The sequence below is a fragment of the Streptomyces camponoticapitis genome (assembly GCF_014646115.1).
Lineage (GTDB): Bacteria > Actinomycetota > Actinomycetes > Streptomycetales > Streptomycetaceae > Streptomyces > Streptomyces camponoticapitis.
This window is the reverse complement of the sequence record NZ_BMMV01000023.1, coordinates 19,775-40,561: the sequence shown is the minus strand read 5'-3', so window position 1 is coordinate 40,561 and position 20,787 is coordinate 19,775. Positions and strand designations below refer to the sequence as shown.

General features: G+C 69.3%; 20 protein-coding genes. 12 read left to right on the top strand and 8 right to left on the bottom strand.

What is annotated here, in order from left to right; all coding sequences use genetic code 11:
• Positions 1-177: 177 nt before the first annotated feature.
• Positions 178-447, bottom strand: a complete 270-nt coding sequence (locus IEY79_RS28660) for a hypothetical protein (RefSeq protein WP_189110533.1) — start codon at positions 445-447, stop codon at positions 178-180.
• A gap of 57 nt (positions 448-504) precedes the next feature.
• On the opposite strand from IEY79_RS28660, the gene IEY79_RS28655 reads away from it, so the two are divergent.
• From IEY79_RS28655 to IEY79_RS28635, 5 genes are all read left to right on the top strand, one after another.
• Positions 505-1,260: a DUF4240 domain-containing protein gene (locus tag IEY79_RS28655; protein ID WP_229701200.1), complete on the top strand. Its 756-nt coding sequence runs from the start codon at positions 505-507 to the stop codon at positions 1,258-1,260.
• A gap of 125 nt (positions 1,261-1,385) precedes the next feature.
• Positions 1,386-2,426: a hypothetical protein gene (locus IEY79_RS28650; protein ID WP_189110532.1), complete on the top strand. Its 1,041-nt coding sequence runs from the start codon at positions 1,386-1,388 to the stop codon at positions 2,424-2,426.
• Positions 2,427-3,326: 900 nt separating this feature from the next.
• Positions 3,327-3,803 (top strand): helix-turn-helix domain-containing protein, encoded by a 477-nt coding sequence (locus IEY79_RS28645; RefSeq protein ID WP_189110531.1) that lies wholly within the window; start codon positions 3,327-3,329, stop codon positions 3,801-3,803.
• A 17-nt stretch (positions 3,804-3,820) separates the two neighbouring features.
• Complete coding sequence (locus IEY79_RS28640) at positions 3,821-4,510, top strand: hypothetical protein (protein WP_189110530.1); 690 nt, start codon at positions 3,821-3,823, stop codon at positions 4,508-4,510.
• A 122-nt stretch (positions 4,511-4,632) separates the two neighbouring features.
• Entirely contained in the window at positions 4,633-4,968 is a 336-nt protein-coding gene (locus IEY79_RS28635; protein WP_189110618.1) for a DUF2516 family protein, read from the top strand.
• Positions 4,969-5,031: 63 nt separating this feature from the next.
• Here the strand turns inward: IEY79_RS28635 and IEY79_RS28630 are convergent, their stop codons facing one another.
• The 3 genes from IEY79_RS28630 to IEY79_RS28620 all read right to left on the bottom strand — a co-directional run bounded on the left by IEY79_RS28630 (position 5,032) and on the right by IEY79_RS28620 (position 8,896).
• Positions 5,032-6,324 (bottom strand): PP2C family protein-serine/threonine phosphatase, encoded by a 1,293-nt coding sequence (locus tag IEY79_RS28630; RefSeq protein ID WP_189110529.1) that lies wholly within the window; start codon positions 6,322-6,324, stop codon positions 5,032-5,034.
• A 348-nt stretch (positions 6,325-6,672) separates the two neighbouring features.
• Positions 6,673-7,821 (bottom strand): C40 family peptidase, encoded by a 1,149-nt coding sequence (locus IEY79_RS28625; protein WP_189110528.1) that lies wholly within the window; start codon positions 7,819-7,821, stop codon positions 6,673-6,675.
• 202 nt (positions 7,822-8,023) lie between these two features.
• Positions 8,024-8,896 (bottom strand): class I SAM-dependent methyltransferase, encoded by an 873-nt coding sequence (locus tag IEY79_RS28620; RefSeq protein ID WP_189110527.1) that lies wholly within the window; start codon positions 8,894-8,896, stop codon positions 8,024-8,026.
• A gap of 193 nt (positions 8,897-9,089) precedes the next feature.
• On the opposite strand from IEY79_RS28620, the gene mshA reads away from it, so the two are divergent.
• From mshA to IEY79_RS28605, 3 genes are all read left to right on the top strand, one after another.
• Positions 9,090-10,433 carry a D-inositol-3-phosphate glycosyltransferase gene (gene mshA / locus IEY79_RS28615; protein ID WP_189110526.1) on the top strand — a complete coding sequence of 448 codons (1,344 nt, stop codon included), beginning with the start codon at positions 9,090-9,092 and terminating at the stop codon, positions 10,431-10,433.
• Positions 10,426-10,986 carry a type III secretion system chaperone family protein gene (locus IEY79_RS28610; RefSeq protein ID WP_189110525.1) on the top strand — a complete coding sequence of 187 codons (561 nt, stop codon included), beginning with the start codon at positions 10,426-10,428 and terminating at the stop codon, positions 10,984-10,986. The genes mshA and IEY79_RS28610 overlap by 8 nt, the downstream gene beginning before the upstream one ends.
• Positions 10,987-11,104: 118 nt before the next feature.
• On the top strand, positions 11,105-12,811 hold the full coding sequence (locus IEY79_RS28605) for a glycosyl hydrolase family 28-related protein (RefSeq protein ID WP_229701199.1): 1,707 nt from the start codon (positions 11,105-11,107) through the stop codon (positions 12,809-12,811).
• Between the two features lie 4 nt (positions 12,812-12,815).
• Here IEY79_RS28605 and IEY79_RS28600 read toward each other — a convergent pair whose 3' ends face one another.
• Entirely contained in the window at positions 12,816-14,249 is a 1,434-nt protein-coding gene (locus tag IEY79_RS28600; RefSeq protein WP_229701198.1) for an MDR family MFS transporter, read from the bottom strand.
• 157 nt (positions 14,250-14,406) lie between these two features.
• Here IEY79_RS28600 and IEY79_RS28595 point away from each other — a divergent pair, with 157 nt between their 5' ends.
• Positions 14,407-15,168 (top strand): phosphoglyceromutase, encoded by a 762-nt coding sequence (locus IEY79_RS28595; protein ID WP_189110523.1) that lies wholly within the window; start codon positions 14,407-14,409, stop codon positions 15,166-15,168.
• Between the two features lie 71 nt (positions 15,169-15,239).
• On the opposite strand, the gene IEY79_RS28590 is transcribed toward IEY79_RS28595, so the two are convergent.
• Positions 15,240-15,389: a hypothetical protein gene (locus IEY79_RS28590; RefSeq protein WP_189110522.1), complete on the bottom strand. Its 150-nt coding sequence runs from the start codon at positions 15,387-15,389 to the stop codon at positions 15,240-15,242.
• A gap of 185 nt (positions 15,390-15,574) precedes the next feature.
• The gene (gene phoU, locus IEY79_RS28585) at positions 15,575-16,255 is read right to left on the bottom strand and encodes a phosphate signaling complex protein PhoU (RefSeq protein WP_189110521.1); all 681 of its coding nucleotides are present in this window, start codon (positions 16,253-16,255) and stop codon (positions 15,575-15,577) included.
• Positions 16,256-16,537: 282 nt separating this feature from the next.
• Here phoU and phoR point away from each other — a divergent pair, with 282 nt between their 5' ends.
• Together phoR and phoP are read left to right on the top strand one after the other, a co-directional pair.
• A complete protein-coding gene (gene phoR, locus IEY79_RS28580) occupies positions 16,538-17,797 on the top strand; it encodes a two-component system sensor histidine kinase PhoR (protein WP_189110520.1) in 1,260 nt (419 codons plus the stop codon).
• A complete protein-coding gene (phoP, locus tag IEY79_RS28575; protein WP_189110519.1) occupies positions 17,794-18,474 on the top strand; it encodes a two-component system response regulator PhoP in 681 nt (226 codons plus the stop codon). Before phoR ends, phoP begins: the two co-directional genes overlap by 4 nt.
• Positions 18,475-18,683: 209 nt before the next feature.
• Here phoP and IEY79_RS28570 read toward each other — a convergent pair whose 3' ends face one another.
• Positions 18,684-19,454: a DUF461 domain-containing protein gene (locus IEY79_RS28570; protein WP_189110518.1), complete on the bottom strand. Its 771-nt coding sequence runs from the start codon at positions 19,452-19,454 to the stop codon at positions 18,684-18,686.
• Positions 19,455-20,111: 657 nt separating this feature from the next.
• Between IEY79_RS28570 and IEY79_RS28565 the strand changes: the two genes are divergently transcribed.
• Complete coding sequence (locus tag IEY79_RS28565; protein WP_003953493.1) at positions 20,112-20,594, top strand: CarD family transcriptional regulator; 483 nt, start codon at positions 20,112-20,114, stop codon at positions 20,592-20,594.
• Positions 20,595-20,787 lie beyond the last annotated feature (193 nt).

Here is a 20,787-nt window from a genome sequence, read left to right as displayed (position 1 = left end):
GGCTTCCGGTGACAACAACTGCTGGAAGGTGACAGGTAGCGCTGTGTCCCGTCTCAGTAGAAGTGGACCCTCGCGCGACGACCTCGTTGACGCGAGCGGTCAGGCCCGGGATCCGGGGAGGTCGTGAGCGGAACGCCAGGCCGGCGTCGCGTTCGACGTCATCGGTATTCTCCCCTTTCATGAGCCCGTCCCCTCGTGGTCTCCGGAGCCATCGTCCGGGGCTGGACCAAGCCTGCGGCGGGCCGCTTCCAGGCGTTCGGCGTAGTCCGCTGAAAAGATCCCCGGTAGCGACTTATCGAGCGTTCCGGCGATGCGGTGTAGGGGTGCCCAGACCGCGGCATCGTCGACGAGACGGCCGAGGTCCGTCATCTGCACTCGCTCCTGCCAGTCCGACAGGACCAGCGCCTCGTCCGGGGTGAGTTTGATGATGATCTCCGGGTTTTCCACCGCTCGAACGCAGCCCGTGGACTGCGCGTTGTCAGAGGTGCTTGGCACAGTGCCGCCGTGGATATCGATTCCTTCTGGGAGCTCATCGAGGAGTGCCGACGGCAGGCACAGGGGCGGGACGAACGGCTCGCGTGGCTCCGTGGCGCACTGTCGCAAAGGTCGCTGGCAGAGGTCGTGCGGTTCCAGGTGCGCTTGGACGAGGTGACGCACGAAGCATTCACGTGGGATCTGTGGGCAGCTGCGGACCAGATCTTCGGCGGCTGGTGTTCAGATGACGGATTCTGTTACTTCGGCCTCTGGATGGTGGGCCTCGGCCGGGAAGCCTTCACTCAGGCGGTGGCTGATCCCGATGTGCTGGCGGCCACTCCGGAGGTCCAGGCCCTGGTGGGTCGTCCGCGGGAGGTATGGAACGACGACTGGCCCGAGTGGGAGTCGCTCGACTACGTCGCCATGGAGGCGTACGGGATCCTGGCTGGTGTGGACGAGAAGTGCGGCGAAGCCTTCTACGAAGCCGTTCACGCCGAGCAGGGTGATGGAGGTGACAACTCCGGACCGCTCGGTGAGCGGTGGGACGGGCGGCGCGAGGATGAGGCAGCGCGCAAGCTGCCGAGACTGCGCCGATGTTTCCCCTGCGATAGTGACCCGGTGGCGCGAGCGGGCGCAGACCGCCGCATTAATTTCCAGAGCCCGGCTGAGACAGACGGCCAGATGGTTCAGACAGACCGGGAATGGTCAGCCTTCAGCGCGACACGTCAGGTGACAGGTAACGCTGGTGTCCTGTCTCGGATAAGTCCGGGCGTGGCAGGTCCCTGAACTGCAGTGCCCGGACTCGGCTGAGACGTTGAGAGCCGATGCGTCTCACTCAAGCCCGGGCATGTCTCGGAATCGTCCTGGTGCGCATGCAGGCGGCCGGAGGGGCGATCGTAGACTCGCGCGCCATGGAAGAGATCTTCAGGCTTGGAGAGATCAGCTGCCCATCGGGGGTTCTGGTCATCGTTGACGGCGGTCATCTGGGGTTGTGGAGCGGTGAGCGGTCGCCGGCGGAGATCGATCCTGCTCTGCTTGGCGTTGACGACCCGGTGATGGCTGCCGAAGTGCTCAACTCGGTCGACTTTGCCGTGGTCGGCCCGGACGCCTCGGCAGCGGCCCGCGGCTTCGACCGGCAGCCAGGTGCCATGCTCCACGACATCCCTGCCTCCCGGGCAGCGGAGCTTGGGGCGATGTTCGACGAGCACTGCCGGGCTGCTGGCCTGGACGCCCGTCTGGAGGCCGTGCCGGGCCGCGAACCGCATGCCCAACGCGTGCGCCGGACTGCCACTGAAGGCGGCGGCAGTTTCCTGATGTTTGGGGTGCCCGTCGTCGCAGTGGGAGGGATGCCCCGTGACCGTCATCTGCCAGTGTTGGCTTCGCGGGTCGACTTCGGTGACGGTATCGGGCCGCGCTGGTCAGAGATGTCGGTTCGGATGAGCGACGCCCCAGCGGAGTCATCCGTGCTGCTGGGTAACATCGGCATCGACTGGGCCCGGGTGCTCTTCGGCGATGCCGATGCTTTGAATGCCTGGCAGCACGACGAGCCTGTGGACGGCTTGGCCGACGTCGCGTTCTGGGGTGCTGCCGCAGAGGAAGCGGCCGCGATGTTCGCAGCACCGGAGCTGGGCGAATCCGGTGAGGACGGTGTCCGCGGGTGGACTGGGCTGGCGGTGGCGGAGGCGATGGAGAAAGCTCGCGCTGTGCAGAGCTGGAAGGAAGAGACCGGGCGCCGCATGGTGGTGGACTTCCGGCCCCACTCCCATCACTGGCAGGTCATGCGACAGATTCGCGCCTCTGAAGTCGAGGTCGGAACTGTGGATGTCGGCGACGCCCGAATGCTCTGCGCGATGACGAGTTGGGGAGACGGCTACTTTCCTGTGTCGGCTGACCTGGATGGGGCGGGCGCTGTGGTCGCGGTGCGGCTGAGCTTCTCCGACGCGACTGCGTAGCCGTTCCGCTTCCGTGGCGTCCTGTCTCAGATGAGTCCGGGTAGTGCAGGTTTCTCACCTGGGGTGCCCGGACTTGGTTGGTATGTTTGGGTCTGAGTTGTTTCGGACGACTCCGGGTATTTCGGTACGGGTATATGCCATCAGGGCGCCTTCGCGCTCCTCGGCCGCGCTGGATCATGGGGACCGGTCTTCCGTGGTCCAGCAAGGTGTTCAGTCCTCGCCCACTTGCAGGAGACACGACAACGAATCCGTTTCCCCGGCCAGCGACTACGCCGTCGAAGGTGTGCCTGGTGACGGGATTCCATGTGCGTCCGTTCGTCCAGGGGCCGTCGACGTTGGAGAACCATTCCGACCCAGGGCCCGGAATCGCCGTCGTCTTCGTGGCAGCTCGCCTGGCATGGGGGCGGTCGCGTCGCGGGTGTCCGGGGAATACCAGGCTGTCGGTGGAGAGGTTGACCATCAGCTCAGTCGCTGTGTCGTGTGGGACCGGGCGGAGGGCCGTCTCGATCTCCTTGATCGTGGTCGGTCCGGTGGCGCCCCTTACCGCCTCGTGAGCCCAGTCGGCTTCGGCGGTCTTGGCGAGGTTCTGGACATGGTGTGCGAGGTCAGCTCCCGAGCTCCAGCACCAGCGCGAGTAGACGGTCTCCTCGCTGGCCAGGGAGGAGACGAGCGTTTCGAGGAGGTCTGCACAGCCGCGGCGGCGTAACCGGAGAAGACCGAGACACCCCACCAAATGCCCGGACCTGACTGAGACGTCGCCCCACTTCCCGGAGATCTCCGAGACTGCCCGGACGTCACAGAGACAGGACAGCTGGATGTCACAGCGGTCACCCATGTTGCGCGGAACACTTTTGCAAGCGGGTGCTTGCAAAAGTTAGCAAGTGTGGGCACTCTGGAGCCATGGCATCACTCAACGTCGGCAATCTCGGTGAGTACCTCCGCGAGCAGCGGCGCAACGCGCAGCTGTCGCTGCGGCAGCTCTCCGAGGCCGCCGGGGTGTCCAATCCGTATCTCAGTCAGATCGAACGCGGTCTGCGCAAGCCCAGCGCGGACATCCTGCAGCAGCTCGCCAAGGCGCTGCGGATCTCCGCCGAGACGCTGTACGTGCAGGCCGGGATGCTCGACGAGCGGGAGCGCGAGGAGTTGGAGACGCGTGCCGTCATCCTCGCCGACCCGTCCATAGACGAGCGGCAGAAGCAGGTGCTCCTGCAGATCTACGAGTCCTTCCGCAAGGAGAACGGGCTCGGTACCGAGAACACGGAAGCGAAGGCGACCGCGGGACCGGCCGGTAAGGGCGCCGGTACCGGTATCGGGGACGCCGACGAGGACACGCCCGGTACCGCCGGCGGCGGTGCTGGAACCCCACCCTCACACTGATCCGGAGGACCACAGTCATGGCAATCGCCGATGACCTGCGCAAGACGTTCAGCGACCCGACCCCCCTCTACTTCGCGGCCGGTACGGCGGATCTCGCCGTCGAGCAGGCCAAGAAGGTTCCCGGGCTGATCGAGCAGCTGCGCGCGGAGGCCCCGGGCCGTATCGACGCGGTGCGCAACGCCGACCCCAAGCGGGTCCAGGACAGGGTCGCGTCACAGGCCAAGGAAGCGCAGACGACCGTTCAGTCCAAGGTCACCGAGGTGCTCGGGTCGCTCGACACCGACCTGAAGAAGCTCGGCGAGACCGCTCAGGACCTGGCGCTGCGGAGCGTCGGTGTGGCCGCGGAGTACGCGGTCAAGGCCCGTGAGACGTACGAGAAGGTCGCCGAGCGCGGCGAGCAGTCCGTACGGACCTGGCGCGGCGAGGCCGCGGACGGTGTGGCGGAGATCGCCATCGCCGTCGAGCCCGAGTCCACGTCGAAGCAGACGACCAGGCCCGCGCCCGCCAAGCCCGCCGCGGCGAAGCCGGCGCCCGCCAAGCCCGCGCCCGCCAAGCCCGCGCCCGCCAAGCCCGCGGTCAAGAGCGAGACCAAGGCCAAGCCGGAGGCCAGGGCCAACGGTACGAAGCCCGCCGCGCGGAAGTCCACCGGCGCCGCGCGCAAGCCGTCCGCCCCCGCGAAGAAGGCCACACCTCCCGCGGGCAAGTAGGCGAACACTCGCCAAGGGACAGCGATATCGACGGACCGGGCACCACAGAGGTGTCCGGTCCGTTGTACGGGTACCTTGGCGGCACATGATGGGGACAGAAAGGGGCGGTGGGCGACGTGTTGATGGCCGGCTTCGACGGGCTCGTGGCGCTGTTGAGTATCCCGCTGACCGTGTTCGGCTGCTTCGCGCTGGTCGACGCGTTCATCCGGCGTGAGGACGCCTTCCGTGCGGCGGACAAGCAGACAAAGCCGTTCTGGCTGATCATTCTGTCGATCGCCCTCGTGGTGAGCCTGATCTTCCCGATCCTCAGCTTCCTGCCGATCATCGGGCTGATCGCGATCATCGTGTACTTCGTCGACGTGCGCCCCGCGATCAAGCAGGTCGGCGGCGGTGGCGGCGGTCGCCGCGGCGGCTCCAGCAGCGACGGACCGTACGGGCCGTACAACGGCGGTCGCTGAGCCGGACCGGGCGGCCCTTTGGACGGGACGGCCCGACCCCGGCCCCCCGCGCGATCCGCCCGCTCAGACCCTGACCGCCGCCGTGTCCGGCACCTGCTCCACCGCGTGCCGGCGGTCAAGCAGCAGCACGGCCACGTCGTCCGTCAGCTCGCCGCCGTTCAGCTCCCGCACCTGAGCCACCGCTGCCTCCAGCAGTTCCTCGCCGCTCAGTCCCCGTGCCAGCTGGGCGGTGATCATCTCGACCATGCCGTCCTGGCCGAGCCGCTGCTTCGTACCCGCCCCGACACGGCCCTCTATCAGCCCGTCCGTGTACATCATCAGGCTCCACGCGTCACCCAGCTCGACCTCGCGGCGCTGCCAGCGGGCGCGCGGGAGCAGGCCGAGCGCGGGGCCGCCCTCCTCGTACGGCAGCAGCTCCGGCGGCCGCCCGTCGCGGACGACCAGCGGTGACGGATGGCCCGCCAGACAGAGCCCCGCCCGCCGTCCGTCCGGCGCGATGTCGACCGTGCAGAGCGTCGCGAAGATCTCCTCGCTCTCCCGCTCGTGCTCCAGGACCTTCTGGAGCGTGGTGAGCAGGACGTCCCCGCTGAGCCCGGCGAAGGTCAGCGCCCGCCAGGCGATCCGGAGCTCCACCCCCAGCGCGGCCTCGTCCGGACCGTGGCCGCAGACGTCGCCGATCATCACGTGGACCGTGCCGTCCGGCGTACGGACCGTGTCGTAGAAGTCGCCGCCGAGCAGCGCACGGGAGCGGCCGGGGCGGTATCTGGAGGCGAACCGCAGATTCGAGCCCTGGAGGAGCGGCGTGGGCAGCAGACCGCGCTCCAGCCGGGCGTTCTCCTGTGCCCGCAGCCGGGATTCGGTGAGCTGACGCTGAGCGACGTCCGCGCGCTTGCGTTCGACGGCATAGCGGATGGCGCGGCTGAGCAGCCGGCTGTCGAGCTCGTCCCGGTAGAGATAGTCCTGCGCGCCCACACGCACCGCCGCGGCTGCGCGCTCGCTGTCACCCTCCGCGGCCAGCGCGAGAACGGCGTGCCGGGGCGCGAGCCGCAACACATGCTTGAGCGGCGCGAGGCCGTCACCGTCGTCGTCGCCCCGGCCCGGCAGGGCGAGGTCCACGAGGATGCACTGGATGTCGTCGGTGAGCAGCCGCTCGGCCTCGGTGAGGTTGCGCGCGGTACGGATACGGACCCGGGTACCGGCCGCGTCGGGGAGTTCCGGTGCGCTGAAGGTGCCCGCGGGGTCGTCCTCGATCACGAGGAGCGTGAGGTCGCCCCCTCCGCCGGAGGTCTCCGGGGCGGGCGCACTCTCGACTGTCGAGGCGGTGCGCTGTCGCGGCACCGGTACAGGTACGGCCATCGGTCTGTGAGTCCTTCCCTCCCCCCGAGGGCGCGGTGGAGCGACGATCGACGCCCCACCGACCGGGACCCTAGCGGTAGCCGACGCCCGAAAGGAATGGCGTTCGGAAGGCCGTACGGAGAAGATCCCGCGCCATATGCCGCTTCCCACCACGGATCCGGCGCGATCGGCCCGCTCGGAGGGCCCGAAAGGGCCATGACAAACATCACGTGGGAGCCGAGGCGGAGAGAGGGGAGGCGGGAGGGGGTGACGGGGACGAGAGGGGCGAAACGGATACGAGGGGTGTACGGGCCTCACGGGCCCGCGCCCACCTGGGGTGCGCGCGAACCCGTCCTCCTTCTTCGGCCCCTACTTGTCCGGCCTCACGACCCCGAGAATCAGCATCGAGCCCGCTCCCGTCAGCGTCACCTGCCGGCCCGGCCGCGGTGCGTGGACTATCGAGCCGTTGCCCACGTACATGCCCACATGGCTCGCGTCCCCGTGGTAGATGATCAGATCACCCGGCCGCATGTCCGCGATCGGCACACGGGGGAGCAGCCGCCACTGCTCCTGCGAAGTGCGCGGGATGACCTTGCCGGCCGCCTTCCACGCCTCGGAGGTCAGCCCCGAGCAGTCGAACGACGACGGGCCCTCGGCGCCCCACACGTACGGCTTGCCGATCTGCGCCGTCGCGTACGCGATCGCCGCCCTGCCCTGGGCGCTCGCCCTGCCGTTGATGTCCTTGAGCTCGCCCGAACCCAGCCAGGCCGCCTGCGCCTTGGCCGCTTCCTGCTGCTCCAGCATCAGCAGACGGTCGCGCTCCTGCTTCTCCAGCCCCGCCTCGATCTTCTTGGCGGCCTTGATCTGCCGGCTGATCTCCTTCTTCGCCTTCGCCTGCTTGACCCTGTTCGCTTCGAGCTTGGTCCACTCGATGCCGGCCTTCGTCGTGTACGCCGTCAAGTCGTCCTGCGCCTCGGTCATTTGACCGAGGAGGTCCTTCGTCGCCTTCTGGCCCCGCTGGACCCGGCCGGCCCCGTCCAGGAAGAGCTGCGGGTCGTCGGTGAGCAACAGCTGGGCCTCGGGCGGCAGTCCGCCCGCGCGGTACTGGGCGCGGGCCGCCGCGCCGGCCTGGCGCTTGAGCTTGTCGATCCTCACCTGGCCGTTGACCATCTGACTGGCCAGCTTGACCAGTTCGGCCGACTGGTTGTCGGCGCGCGCCTCGGCGAGGTTGTACGCGTCGGTGGCCGAGGCGGCCTTGCTGTACAGCCCGTCGATCTTCCTGCGCGTCTCTTCGAGCTTCGAGTCGTCCGCACCGGTCACCTGGTCTTCCGCTCCGGGCGGCAGGGACCGGTCGAACGGCCTTGGCGCGACCGGGGGATCACTCGGCGAGACGGGAGCGGTGGGGGATGCCGGAGACGCCGGCGCCGCGTACGCCTGGTTCAGCAACGCCGGTGACGTGAGCACCGACAGAGCGCAGACGACGGTGATCGCGGCTGTGACACAGCGGCGTCGGTTCACGAGCTCCCCCTCCGGACAGCTGTCGACAACTCCTGTTGCGTACGGCCGAGAACAGCTGACTCAAGCATCTGATACATACATCTGACTTACTGTCAGTAACTGTTCTCCGCCGACGTGATCGTGCCATGCCGACCCCCGGAACGACAGAGGGCACGGCCGGTTGACGGTCGCATCTACCCGGGAGGGACGAACAGCCAGCCGCTCACGTTCCCTTGGACGCGTCCGTTTCGCCAGAGTTCGGCTTCAGCGCCGCCCATTCCACCGTTACTTCACCCTGCCGCCATCTGCTCCGTCCGCCACCCGCCGCCGCGCCGGCCAGCGGCCAGTCCGCCGACAGCTCCTCCACGGCCCTGATCCACCGCTGCCGCGCGCCCAGCGAGGCGTACGGGGCGGCCGCCGCCCACGCCCGGTCGAAGTCCCGCAGGAACGCGTGCACCGGCTCCCCCGGCACATTGCGGTGGATCAACGCCTTCGGCAGCCGCTCCGCCAGGTCGGAGGGACGGTCCAGCGAGCCGAGCCGGGTCGCGAAGGTGACCGTGCGCGGACCCTCCTCACCGAGGGCGACCCAGACATGGCGCCGCCCGATCTCGTCGCACGTCCCCTCGACCAGCAGCCCGCCGGGCGCGAGCCGCGCGCGGAGCCGGGCCCAGACCTCGGCGACCTCGCTCTCCTCGTACTGCCGCAGCACGTTCGCCGCCCGGATCAGCAGCGGACGGCGCACCTCGCCACCCGGCCCCGCGGCATCCGGCAGCGGGATCTCGAAGCCGCCGTGCACGAAGCCGAGCCCGTCCTCCTCATAGGGAAGCGCCGCCTCGACCCGCGCGGGGTCGATCTCGACGCCCACCACCTCGGTACGCGGCTCGGCCGCCCGCAGCCGCCGCAGCAGTTCGACGGCGGTCCAGGGCGCGGCGCCGTAACCGAGGTCGACGGCCACGGGGTCGGCCGAGCGGCGCAGCACGGGCCCGTGCACGGCGGCGATCCAGCGGTCCATGCGGCGCAGCCGGTTCGGATTGGTCGTGCCGCGCGTGACCGTGCCCACGGGACGGCGGGGCGAGGAGGGCTGGCGCGCGGGCATGCGCGTGAGCCTAACGACCTGACTCGACGCCCGGCCCCACATGTGGGTACGCGCATCCGCCGCCGATGGTTGAGCGGGCGACCTTAACGATTGGGCAAAGCCGGAAATGAACTGAGGCCACTCCGGTGTTGGCGGGGGATAGAGGGTCCCCCACGCCCTCCTCTAGTCATGCTCCGAGCGAGAGGCCGTCGACGTGAGCCAGTACGTGTCCAGGCTTGCCGGCACCCTGGTGTCACCACCCCGGCTCCGGATCCCCGGCCATCCCCGCAAACCGCGGCGGGTCGCCATGCTCAGCGTCCACACCTCTCCGCTGCACCAGCCGGGGACGGGCGACGCGGGCGGCATGAACGTCTACATCGTCGAGCTGGCCAAGCGCCTGGCCGCCATCAACATCGAGGTCGAGATCTTCACGCGCTCGACCACCGGCGGGCTTCCCCCGATCGTCGAGCTGGCGCCGGGCGTGCTCGTACGGCACGTGGACGCCGGTCCGTACGAAGGGCTGGCCAAGGAGGAGCTGCCCGCGCAGCTGTGCGCCTTCACGCACGGCGTGATGCAGGCCTGGGCGGGCCAGCGTCCCGGCCACTACGACCTGGTCCACTCCCACTACTGGCTCTCCGGCCATGTCGGCTGGCTCGCCGCCGAGCGCTGGCGCACGCCCCTCGTCCACGCCATGCACACCATGGCCAAGGTCAAGAACGCCGCGCTCGCCGAGGGCGACACACCCGAGCCCGCGGCCCGTGTCATCGGCGAGACGCAGATCGTGCGCGCCGCCGACCGGCTGATCGCGAACACCTCCGAGGAGGCCGACGAACTCGTCCGCTTCTACGACGCCGAGCCCGGCAAGGTCGCGGTCGTCCACCCCGGCGTGAATCTGGATCTCTTCCGCCCGTCCGACGGCCGCGCGGCGGCGCGTGCCCGCCTCGGGCTGCCGCAGGACGCGTTCGTCCCGCTCTTCGCGGGCCGTATCCAGCCGCTCAAGGCTCCCGATGTCCTGCTGCGCGCCGTGGCCGTCCTGCTGGACCGCGACCCCACCCTCCGTAAGAGGCTGGTCGTCCCGGTCGTGGGCGGCCCGAGCGGCAGCGGTCTGGCCCGGCCGGAGGGGCTGCACAAGCTCGCGGCCAGGCTCGGTATCGCCGATGTCGTACGGTTCTGTCCGCCGGTCGGCCAGGAGGCGCTCGCCGACTGGTTCCGCGCCGCGTCCGTGCTGGTCATGCCGTCGTACAGCGAGTCCTTCGGGCTCGTCGCCATCGAGGCGCAGGCGACGGGGACCCCGGTGGTCGCGGCGGCTGTGGGCGGCCTTCCGGTCGCGGTACGCAACGGGAAGACCGGCTTTCTGATCCCCGGCCACGACCCGGAGGCGTACGCCCAGGCGCTCGCCCGCTACATCGACCGGCCCGAACTCGTGGAGCGGATGGGGGAGGCGGCCTCGCGGCACGCCCAGTGCTTCGGCTGGGACACGGCGGCGTCGGCGACGGCGGACGTCTACACGGCCGCCGTGCATGATCACCGCGGTCGCGTACGCTCGGATCATGGCTGACGAAGCGCGGGCCGACGCGAGCGGGAGCACCGGAGCGAGCGCCCAGGGGCCCGCCAGAGCCACCGATCTCGTCGAGCGCAGCCTGAAGTCCGCCGCGCTCGACTCGGGCCTGGAGTGGGAGAGCCCCGGCCCCGGCTCCTTCGTCGTCACGCTCCCCGGCACCCGCAAACTCTCCACGACCTGCTCCCTGCGCGTCGGCCGGCACTCCCTCTCCGTCAACGCCTTCGTCGTCAGGCACCCGGACGAGAACGAGCAGGGCGTCCACCGCTGGCTGCTGGAGCGCAACCTCAAGCTGTACGGGGTCGCGTACGCGGTCGACCGGCTCGGCGACATCTATCTCTCCGGCAGGCTGCCGCTGCCCGCCGTCACCGAGGACGAGGTGGACCGGCTGCTCGGGTCCGTGCTCGAAGAGGCCGACGGCTCCTTCAACACCCTGCTGGAGCTGGGGTTCGCGAGCGCGATCCGCAAGGAGTACGCGTGGCGGGTGTCCCGTGGCGAGTCCACGAGGAACCTTGACGCGTTCACACGTCTGACCCAGCCCTCGTCGAGCTGACCGCCACTCCTCCCTGACCGCCACCCCCTGCACGACTCTTCCCTACCTCAGTCGCACCGTGGCATGCTCACGATGACCGCAGACCTGAACTTGGTTCACATATGTGGAGGTTGAGATCGTGGGGAACGTTCGACGGACCATCAGCAGACGAGGTCTGCTCGCCCGTGCCACCGCCGTGGCGGCGGCCGGAGTCACGGCCACCGGAACGGGTTTCGGCGTCGGCCCGGCGTCCGCGGCGACCCCGCGACCGGCGGGTGCCCCACGCACCTCCGCGCTCTGGCGTGAGTTCGCCAGGTCGCCCTTCACCCACCCCCAGATCCCCTACGTCGGGCGGGCCGGCCAGCGTGCCGGCTCCGACCGGTTCCCGCGCCCCCGCGTGGTCGCCGACGTCCGCGCGTACGGCGCCAAGAACGACGGCTCCGCCGACGCCGCCCCCGCCATCAACCGCGCCATCGCCGACGCGGGCAGGCGCGGCGGCGGCACGGTCCTGGTGCCCGCGGGCACCTACCGCATCGACGACATCATCCGTATCTCGTACAGCAACGTGGTGCTGCGCGGCGCCGGCAGCAAGCGCACCAAGCTGTACGCGACGAAGAACCTCACCGAGCTGATCGGCCCGTACGGCAGCCGCTTCGGCGGCGACAAGTCGAGCTGGTCCTGGGCGGGCGGCCTCATCTGGCTCGCGCCGGAAGCACGGCTCAACTCCCTCATCGAGGCGATCAAGGCCAAGCACTGGCCCGTGGAGGGCTGGACGGGCAACGAACGCACGGAGTTCGAGCCCCTCACCGCCGTCGCACCCGCCCGTCGCGGCGACCGCACCGTGACGGTCGAGGACGCGTCACGGATCAAGCGCGGCGAGATCGTCCTCCTCCGTGTCGCGGACGACGCCGACCACACGCTCCTGGAGCACATGTCGGGCGGCGGTCCGGCGACGCAGGCGTACGACTGGTCGGACAAGTCGAAGCTGCTGAGCTACGTCCCGTACGAGTGGCCCGTACGCGTCACCTCTGTAAGAGGACGCGAACTCACCCTGGAACGCCCGCTCCCGGTGGACATCCGCCCCGAGTGGAACACCATGATCACCACGCTCGTCACGCCGCTCACCGGCTCCGGTGTGGAAGGGCTGACGCTCGAAGCGGTCGAGACGCCGCAGTCGGCGCATCTCCTGGACAAGGGCCACAACGGCGTCACCTTCCAGTGCGCGTACGACTGCTGGGCCGACGACGTCACCGTCCGGCACGCCGACAACAGCTTCGGCCTCGTCGCCGCCTCCGCCTGCACGCTGCGCCGTACGCGCGTGGAGGGGCGCGGTTCGCACCATCCGTACTTCTGCCGCGAGGCCTCGCACGACAACCTCGTCGAGGACTTCTTCATCGGCGCGCGCACCGTCCCGGCCCCCGCGGGCACCCAACTGCACGGCATCAACGTCGAAGGGCTCTCCAGCTACAACGTCTGGTCGCGCGGTGTGATGGAGATGGGCACCTTCGACACCCACCGCGGGCTGCCGTTCGCCAACCTCCGTACGGAGATCACGGTCGACAACAACGGGACACACGGCGGCGACGCGTCCGCCGGACCGCTCTACGGGGCGCGGTTCACCCACTGGAACATCAGGGTGCTCAACGAGCGCGCCGGACTGATCAAGATCGACGGGATCGCGCCGTACAGCGCCACGGCCGGCATCAGCGAGGTGCGCGAGTTCGGGCAGATCGATGTGCCGGACTTCCAGGGCGAGTTGAACGCGCGACTGGAGTCGTACGGCAGGCCGCAGGACGTGCGGCCGGTCAATCTGTACGAGGCGCAGCGCGAGCTCAAGGTTCGCTGAGCGCCTACGGGGCTGGCTCCACCGGCTTGACGGACTTCGCCGGTTCCACGGGCGGTACGGGCTGAGCGGGCGGTACGGGCTGGACGGGCGGCACCGGCTGAACGGGCAGTACGGGCAGTACGGGTACGGGCTCCGGCCGCGCCGACGGCGCGCGGTCGGCGCCCGCCGCGTCCGAGCCGCCCAGGTCGCCCAGGTCGACCGATTCGGGCGAGCCGGCAGGGCCGCCCTCCCCCAACCCCTTCATCAGCAGCCAGTAACCACCCGCCGCCACCGTCCCCAGCACCGCACACGTGCCCCACAGCCAGTCCGCGCCGTAGTGGTCGATCACGAAACCGGACATCAGCGGCGCGACCAGCCCGGCCACCGCCCACGACATCGTGTACATGCCCTGGTAGCGGCCCCGCCCGTGGACCGGCGACAGCCGCACCACGAGGCTGGTCTGCGTCGGTGCGTTGATGATCTCCGCCATGGTCCACACGCACACCGCCAGCGCGTAGACCGCCAGCGACCCCGCGAAGGCCGTCAGTCCGAAGCCGTACCCCGCGAGCGCGGAGGAGAGGATCAGCAGCCCGCGGGTGTCCCGGTGCTCGATGAACCGGGTGACCGGGATCTGGAGCGCCACGATCAGCACACCGTTGAACGCGATGATCATCCCGAAGCCGGAGCTGCTGAACCCGTCCGTGCCCATCGCCACCGGCAGCCCCACGAACCCCTGCTGGAAGATCAGCGCCACGATGAACGACAGCACCACCACGCTCATGAACCGGCCGTCCCGCAGGACCGTCCGCATCCCGATCTCCGGCTGGCTCTTCCCGTCCACGAGGACGCGTCCGGGCCGGGACTCGGGCAGCTTCAGGAAGACCACCACGGCGCAGGCCAGCGTCATCGCGGCCTCACCCAGGAATCCGGCGAGATAGCTGAACTCGGCGATGAAGCCCGCCGCGACCGACGAGATCGCGAACCCCATGTTGATCGCCCAGTAGTTGAGCGAGAAGGCACGCACCCGGTCCTCGGGCTTCACGATGTCCGCCATCATCGCCTGGACGGCGGGGCGCGAGGCGTTGGAGGTCATGCCGACGAGGAACGCGACGGCGGCGATGGCCGCGGGGTCCTGCATGAAGCCGAGCAGCGCCACCGAAGCGGCCGTCGACAACTGCGAGATCAGCAGCGTGGGCCGCCGCCCGAGCCGGTCGGTCAGCACACCCGCGCCGACGGAGGAGATGACCCCGCCGAGGCCGTGGAGCGAGGCGACGAGACCGGCGTACGACGCCGAGTAGCCGCGCTCCATGGTGAGATACAGCACCATGAAGGTGGCGACGAAGGCGCCGAGCCGGTTGACCAGGGTACTCGTCCACAGCCACCAGAACTCACGGGGCAGCCCCGAGACGCTCCGTCTGACGCTCTCGCCCGTGGCGCGTCCCAGTCCGGCGATGGACATCGTCGTTCCCCCCGAGGGTCGGCGGGCCGGCCCGTGGGGACCGGCACTGGCGGTGTAAGTGGCCGACTGGCCAAATGCAACTTACGTACGCGCGTCGCCGAGTCGCCAGTCAATTGACGGCAGGCGTCAATCGGGAACGTTCGATTAGGCTCGGGCCATGGCCGACGCACCGTACAAGCTGATCCTCCTCCGCCACGGCGAGAGCGAATGGAACGCGAAAAACCTGTTCACCGGCTGGGTGGACGTCAATCTCACGGAAAAGGGCGAGAAGGAGGCCGTGCGCGGCGGTGAGCTGCTGAAGGACGCCGGTCTGCTGCCCGACGTCCTGCACACCTCGCTGCAGAAGCGCGCGATCCGCACCGCCACGCTGGCGCTGGAGTCCGCCGACCGCTCCTGGATCCCCGTCCGCCGCTCCTGGCGCCTGAACGAGCGGCACTACGGCGCGCTCCAGGGCAAGGACAAGGCGCAGACGCTCGCGGAGTTCGGCGAGGAGCAGTTCATGCTCTGGCGCCGCTCGTACGACACCCCGCCGCCGGAGCTGGAGGACGGCGCCGAGTTCTCGCAGAGCGACGACCCGCGCTACGCGACGATCCCGCCGGAGCTGCGCCCGCGCACCGAGTGCCTGAAGGACGTCGTGGTCCGCATGCTGCCGTACTGGTACGACGGCATCGTCCCGGACCTGCTGACGGGCCGTACGGTCCTGGTCGCCGCGCACGGCAACAGCCTGCGCGCGCTGGTGAAGCACCTGGACGGCATCTCGGACGCGGACATCGCCGGTCTGAACATCCCCACGGGCATCCCGCTCTCCTACGACCTGGACGCGGAGTTCCGCCCGCTGAAGACGGGCGGCACCTACCTGGACCCGGACGCGGCGGCGGCGGCGATCGAGGCCGTGAAGAACCAGGGCAAGAAGAAGTAGCCCAGCCGTTCGGAATGTTGCAGGGCCCGGTCCGGGTGGAGGTCCACCACCGGACCGGGCCCTTGTCATGGTCAGCCGCAGCTGCCCCCGCAGGCGCACGGTCCGCCCGACTGGCAGCCGCAGCCGCAGCCCGAGCCGCAGCCGCAGGCGCCGAGGATCGGCAGCCGTGCCCGTTCGAGAGGCGCTTCCTGCTCGGTTTCGGTCATGGGGGACTCGGCCATGGTTTCCTCCTCGAAGGCGTGCAAGGGAGTACGGGGTGGCGTCTTCGCCCATTGCATCCCCCCGGTGGCGGGCGCATCAACGGCGCATGCGCGCAGGCGCTCTCCAGTACCACCCCGATACGCCCCCTGCGCCCCCCGGCCACGGCCCGCGAAGCCCCCGAGGCCCGGCAGTTCGAGCCCGGCCGTCAGGCTCCTTCGACCGGCGCCTCCGCCTGCTGGATCTCGTCCGCGTGCTCACCCGTCACCAGGTACACCACGCGCTTGGCCACCGACACCGCGTGGTCCGCGAACCGCTCGTAGTACCGGCCGAGCAGCGTCACATCCACCGCCGTCTCGATGCCGTGCTTCCACCGGTCGTCCATCAGGTGCTGGAACAGCGTGCGGTGCAGCAGGTCCATCTCGTCGTCGTCCTGCTCCAGCTGGAGCGCCAGGTCGACGTCCTTGGTGATGATGACCTCGGCCGCCTTCGCCATCAGCCGCTGCGCGAGCTGCCCCATCTCCAGGATGGTCGCGTGCAGGTCGTGCGGCACGGCGTGGACCGGGAAGCGGAGCCGGGCCAGCTTGGCGACGTGCTGCGCCAGGTCGCCCGAGCGCTCAAGGTCCGCGCTCATCCGCAGCGACGTGACCACGATCCGCAGATCGGTGGCGACCGGCTGCTGCCGCGCCAGCAGTGCGATGGCCCTGGCCTCCAGGTCGTGCTGGAGGTCGTCGACCTTCTGGTCGGCGGCGATCACGTTCTCGGCGAGCTTCAGATCCGCGTCCAGCATGGACGTGGTGGCGCGCCCGATCGCCGACCCGACCAGCCGGGCCATCTCGACCAGGTCCTCGCCGATCGAGTCAAGTTCCTCGTGGTACGCGTCCCGCATGGGGTGTCCCTCTCTGGATTCTCGTGCTGGTGGTCCGGGGTGTCCAAGTAGGTGTCATGGCCCCCTACGGCGTCGTCCTTGTCACACGGACCGCCGACGGACCGCCAGGGGCAGGGGTGTCTTCCGAGCCCCCTACGGTGCCACGTTCGGCCCGTCAGGAGTCCGGATGCTCCCTCCCAAGTGAACCGGCACTTTCCCCTCAGTGAACTCTGGGCGACGAGTGTTCCAGGAGACACCGGTACGGCTGGGAGAGTGTCGCCCACCCCGCATAACCTGGGAAGCATGGACGTGAACGCGGCAGTCGCCGCATTGGCAGCGATCGCCGGGGCGTGTACCGGCGTGATCGCCATGCTGGCGTTCCGCTGGAGCGAGCGCGACCAGGCCAGGCCCACCCGTAGCTCACTGCATACGGAGGCTGGTCTTCCGCCAGGTGTCGACACCGTCCTCTCCGTCCTCCGTTCCTCCGCCGTCGTGCTCGACGAGAGCGACTCGGTGGTCAAGGCCAGCTCCGCCGCGTACGCGCTGGGCCTGGTCAGGGGCGGCAAACTGGCCGTCGACCCGATGCTGCACATGGCGCGCGACACCCGCCGCGACGGTGAGATACGTCAGGTGGAGCTGGACCTGCCCAGGCGCGGCACCGGCCGGGGCGAGGCCCTGGCCGTCTCGGCCCGGGTGGCACCGCTCGGCTCCCGTCTCGTCCTGCTGCTGGTCGAGGACCTCACGGAGGCGCGCAGGATCGAAGCGGTCCGGCGTGACTTCGTGGCGAATGTCAGCCATGAGCTCAAGACCCCCACCGGGGCGCTCTCCCTGCTCTCCGAAGCCGTCATGGACGCTTCGGACGACCCCGAGGCGGTCACCCGCTTCGCGGGCCGTATGCAGATCGAGGCGACCCGGCTCACCAATCTCGTACAGGAACTCATCGACCTCTCGCGGGTGCAGAACGACGACCCGCTGGAGGACGCCGAACCGGTACGTGTGGACGAACTGGTCGCCGAGGCCATCGACAGGTCCCGGCATGCCGCGTCCACGAAGCAGATCACGATGGCCGCCGGCGGCGCCGCCGATCTGCGAGTCTGGGGTAACCGCGGCCAGCTGGCCGCCGCCCTCGGCAATCTCGTCGAGAACGCCGTCAACTACTCCCCGGCCCGCACACGTGTGGGCGTCGCGGCCCGGCACGTGGCCGCGCCCGGCGGGGATCTGATCGAGATAGCCGTCACCGACCAGGGGATCGGCATCTCCGAGAAAGACCGTGAGCGGGTCTTCGAGCGGTTCTACCGCGTCGATCCGGCCCGCTCCCGAGCCACCGGTGGTACGGGCCTCGGCCTGGCCATCGTCAAACACGTGGCCGCCTCGCACGGCGGGGAGGTCACGATGTGGAGCTCCGAAGGCCAGGGCTCCACCTTCACCCTGAGGCTCCCCGAGGCGGGCGCCGGACGGGACCGCACACCCACCGGCCCGGACGAAGTCGCCCAGCGCCGCTTTCACGACGTCAACGATCTTGACCAATCGACTGAGATCCCTGCCCCGGAGGTCCTTCCGTGACCCGAGTGCTCGTCGTCGAGGATGAGGAATCCTTCAGCGACGCTCTTTCCTACATGCTCCGCAAGGAAGGCTTCGAGGTCGCGATCGCGACCACCGGGCCCGCGGGGCTCGACGAGTTCGAACGCAACGGCGCCGATCTCGTCCTCCTCGACCTGATGCTGCCCGGTCTGCCCGGCACCGAGGTGTGCCGGCAGCTGCGCGGCAAGTCCAATGTCCCGGTGATCATGGTGACCGCCAAGGACAGTGAGATCGACAAGGTCGTCGGCCTGGAAATAGGAGCCGACGACTATGTGACCAAGCCCTTCTCCTCGCGGGAGCTGGTGGCGCGCATCCGCGCCGTCCTGCGCCGCAGGGGCGAGCCGGAGGAGGTCGCGCCGGCCGCTCTGGAGGCGGGGCCGGTCCGGATGGACGTGGACCGTCATGTCGTGACGGTCTCCGGCGGCAAGGTCGACCTGCCGCTGAAGGAGTTCGACCTCCTGGAGATGCTGCTGCGCAACGCGGGCCGTGTGCTGACCCGTATGCAGCTCATCGACCGGGTCTGGGGCGCGGACTACGTGGGGGACACCAAGACCCTCGACGTCCACGTCAAGCGGCTGCGCGCCAAGATCGAGCCCGATCCGGGGGCGCCCCGGTATCTGGTGACGGTGCGCGGTCTCGGCTACAAGTTCGAGCCGTAAACCGCCCCACCCTCCAGTCCCCAGGCCCCTGCTTCGACCCGTGTCCGCCGCGGGCGTGAGCGCGGGTCCAGGTGTCGCGCGCGCGTGGGGCGGCACTTGCACGGCGTTACGCGCAGGAGGGCGCCGCACCGGGATGTCCGGTGCGGCGCCCTCACGCGTACGGCTGCCGGTCCACGGCGTACGGTCCGCGGCTGCCCTGCCGGTCCGTGTCAGTGCTCGGTGTTCGCCGACGCGGACGCGGCGTCCGTCGCCGGGGTGTCCTCCTGGTCGGTGCCCTCGTCCGCGCCCTCGACGGTGCCCTCATCGGCGTTGTCGCCGGGTGCTCCGCTCTCCTCGGCCGTCCCGCCGTCCGTCACTCCGTCCGAGGGCGCGTCCGTCTCTCCGTCCGAGGGCGCGCCGGACGCGCCCTCGGTGGCGGCGGGGGATCCGCTGGGCTCTCCCGACTCCTCGGCCGGCGGTGAAGGCAGCGCGCTCGGCCCGAAGTCGGTGAAGGGGCCGGTCGCCGGCACCACGAAGGCATCGAGCGCGACATCGCCGGTGTCGCTGAACTGGAAGACGACCCGCTGGGCGTCGCCGTTGCGCGCTTCCTCGCCGCCGCTCTCGATCACTGCGGAGGCGTTGCCCTCGCCGCCGATCAGGACCGAGCCGTTGGCGGGCACGGTGAGCGCGCCCTTGCCCTTCGCCGGGGTGATCTTCACCGTGGCACCGCTGTCCGGCAGCGTGATCGCGTCGAGCGTCTGCTGGGTGCGGCCGTTGTTGAAGACCTTCGCCGTGACGACGGCGGGGCCCTCGTCGGTGGCCTTCGGCTGGGTGACGACCGTGGCGTTCTGGACGGTGATGTCACCGATCGAGGTCGCGGCGTTGTCAGGTCGGACGCCGAGCGTCTGCGCCTCGATGCCGGCACCGCACGCGGCGAGCGAGGCGATCGAGAACGCGATGGCAGACGCGGCGAGGGTGCCGCGTCGAAGGCTGCGGCTCACGGCGGCGGCAACTCCTTGGACGTACGGACAGGCTAATGACGGGTCAACGATGGTTCAGCGGGCCCAGGTTACCGAGCCCCCCTCGCGCCTTCGCACCCGACCCGCCCTCAACGGCGCCCGGCCCACGGCGGTCCCCGCCGTCGGTCCTTCTCGGCGGAGTACGCGAGTGAGTGTCGAGGACATGTTTAGTACGCCGTTCACATAAGTCCGGTGATCAATTCCCCGACCCGACACACATTCCTTACGAATAGCGCCCGACGGCTTCCGAAACCCATGCCGTACGCAGTGCGATACGCCACTTCATACCCGCCCGATACGTCGCGGGTGAGGAGCCCGGTGATCAAATTCCGATTGGGTTCACACTTCCGTCCGTACGTGCGACCGGCGTCCGAACGGAGTATGGGAAGTTCCACCCTTGGAACCAGACAAATGGGGACGTTCACCCCCGCGGGACAGGGTTCCGGGTGGTGGAACACGTGTGTTTCCGTGCGGCTTCGTAGCCGCTCCCACCTGCGAATACCCGCTTCCGGAAGGCGTTCGCAGCACGTTCCTATTGCTGTTGTCAAGCCCCGAGAACCGTCCTGACCTGCGAAAACGCCATTCAGAAGAAGCCGTTCCCGTGTTACCCTGGATAGCCACGGAAGGGGTACCTGTCACATGACGTTCAAGGTTGGCGACACCGTGGTCTATCCCCATCACGGGGCCGCGCTGATCGAGGCTATCGAAACTCGTCAGATCAAAGGCGTGGACAAGACCTACTTGGTGCTCAAGGTCGCCCAGGGCGACCTGACGGTTCGTGTCCCCGCGGACAATGCGGAGTTCGTCGGAGTACGCGATGTGGTCGGTCAGGATGGGCTGGACCGGGTCTTCGAGGTGCTGAGGGCGCCGTACGCAGAAGAGCCGACGAACTGGTCCCGGCGCTACAAGGCAAATCTTGAGAAGCTCGCCTCCGGCGATGTCATCAAGGTCGCCGAAGTGGTCCGCGACCTCTGGCGTCGGGAACGAGAGCGTGGACTCTCCGCAGGTGAGAAGCGCATGCTCGCCAAGGCGCGCCAGATTCTGGTGAGCGAGCTGGCTCTCGCGGAGAACACGAACGAGGACAAGGCCGAGGCCCTGCTGGACGAGGTTCTCGCGTCCTGACCGGGGCCTGACCCGGATGTCCCGGCTGCTCCACACGGACGGTGTGCGCGACAGCACACACCCGCCCGATCAGCAGCCGGGCGTGAACAGGACCACGCATGAATGCCGCGGTGCCCGCTGACCAGCAGTGATTCCATTTGGATTTCAACGTTGCGTCGCCGGGCACTGCGGCATGCCCATCGCGGCCGGCCTG

Coding starts and splice junctions, on each gene's coding strand:
- IEY79_RS28600 (WP_229701198.1), bottom strand. CDS start 14,249: ATGTCCATCGCCGGACTGGGACGCGCCACGGGCGAGAGCGTCAGACGG.
- IEY79_RS28565 (WP_003953493.1), top strand. CDS start 20,112: ATGACGTTCAAGGTTGGCGACACCGTGGTCTATCCCCATCACGGGGCC.
- IEY79_RS28590 (WP_189110522.1), bottom strand. CDS start 15,389: ATGGCCGAGTCCCCCATGACCGAAACCGAGCAGGAAGCGCCTCTCGAA.
- IEY79_RS28620 (WP_189110527.1), bottom strand. CDS start 8,896: ATGCCCGCGCGCCAGCCCTCCTCGCCCCGCCGTCCCGTGGGCACGGTC.
- IEY79_RS28650 (WP_189110532.1), top strand. CDS start 1,386: ATGGAAGAGATCTTCAGGCTTGGAGAGATCAGCTGCCCATCGGGGGTT.
- IEY79_RS28640 (WP_189110530.1), top strand. CDS start 3,821: ATGGCAATCGCCGATGACCTGCGCAAGACGTTCAGCGACCCGACCCCC.
- IEY79_RS28635 (WP_189110618.1), top strand. CDS start 4,633: ATGGCCGGCTTCGACGGGCTCGTGGCGCTGTTGAGTATCCCGCTGACC.
- IEY79_RS28595 (WP_189110523.1), top strand. CDS start 14,407: ATGGCCGACGCACCGTACAAGCTGATCCTCCTCCGCCACGGCGAGAGC.
- phoU (WP_189110521.1), bottom strand. CDS start 16,255: ATGCGGGACGCGTACCACGAGGAACTTGACTCGATCGGCGAGGACCTG.
- IEY79_RS28630 (WP_189110529.1), bottom strand. CDS start 6,324: ATGGCCGTACCTGTACCGGTGCCGCGACAGCGCACCGCCTCGACAGTC.
- phoR (WP_189110520.1), top strand. CDS start 16,538: ATGGACGTGAACGCGGCAGTCGCCGCATTGGCAGCGATCGCCGGGGCG.
- IEY79_RS28610 (WP_189110525.1), top strand. CDS start 10,426: ATGGCTGACGAAGCGCGGGCCGACGCGAGCGGGAGCACCGGAGCGAGC.
- IEY79_RS28645 (WP_189110531.1), top strand. CDS start 3,327: ATGGCATCACTCAACGTCGGCAATCTCGGTGAGTACCTCCGCGAGCAG.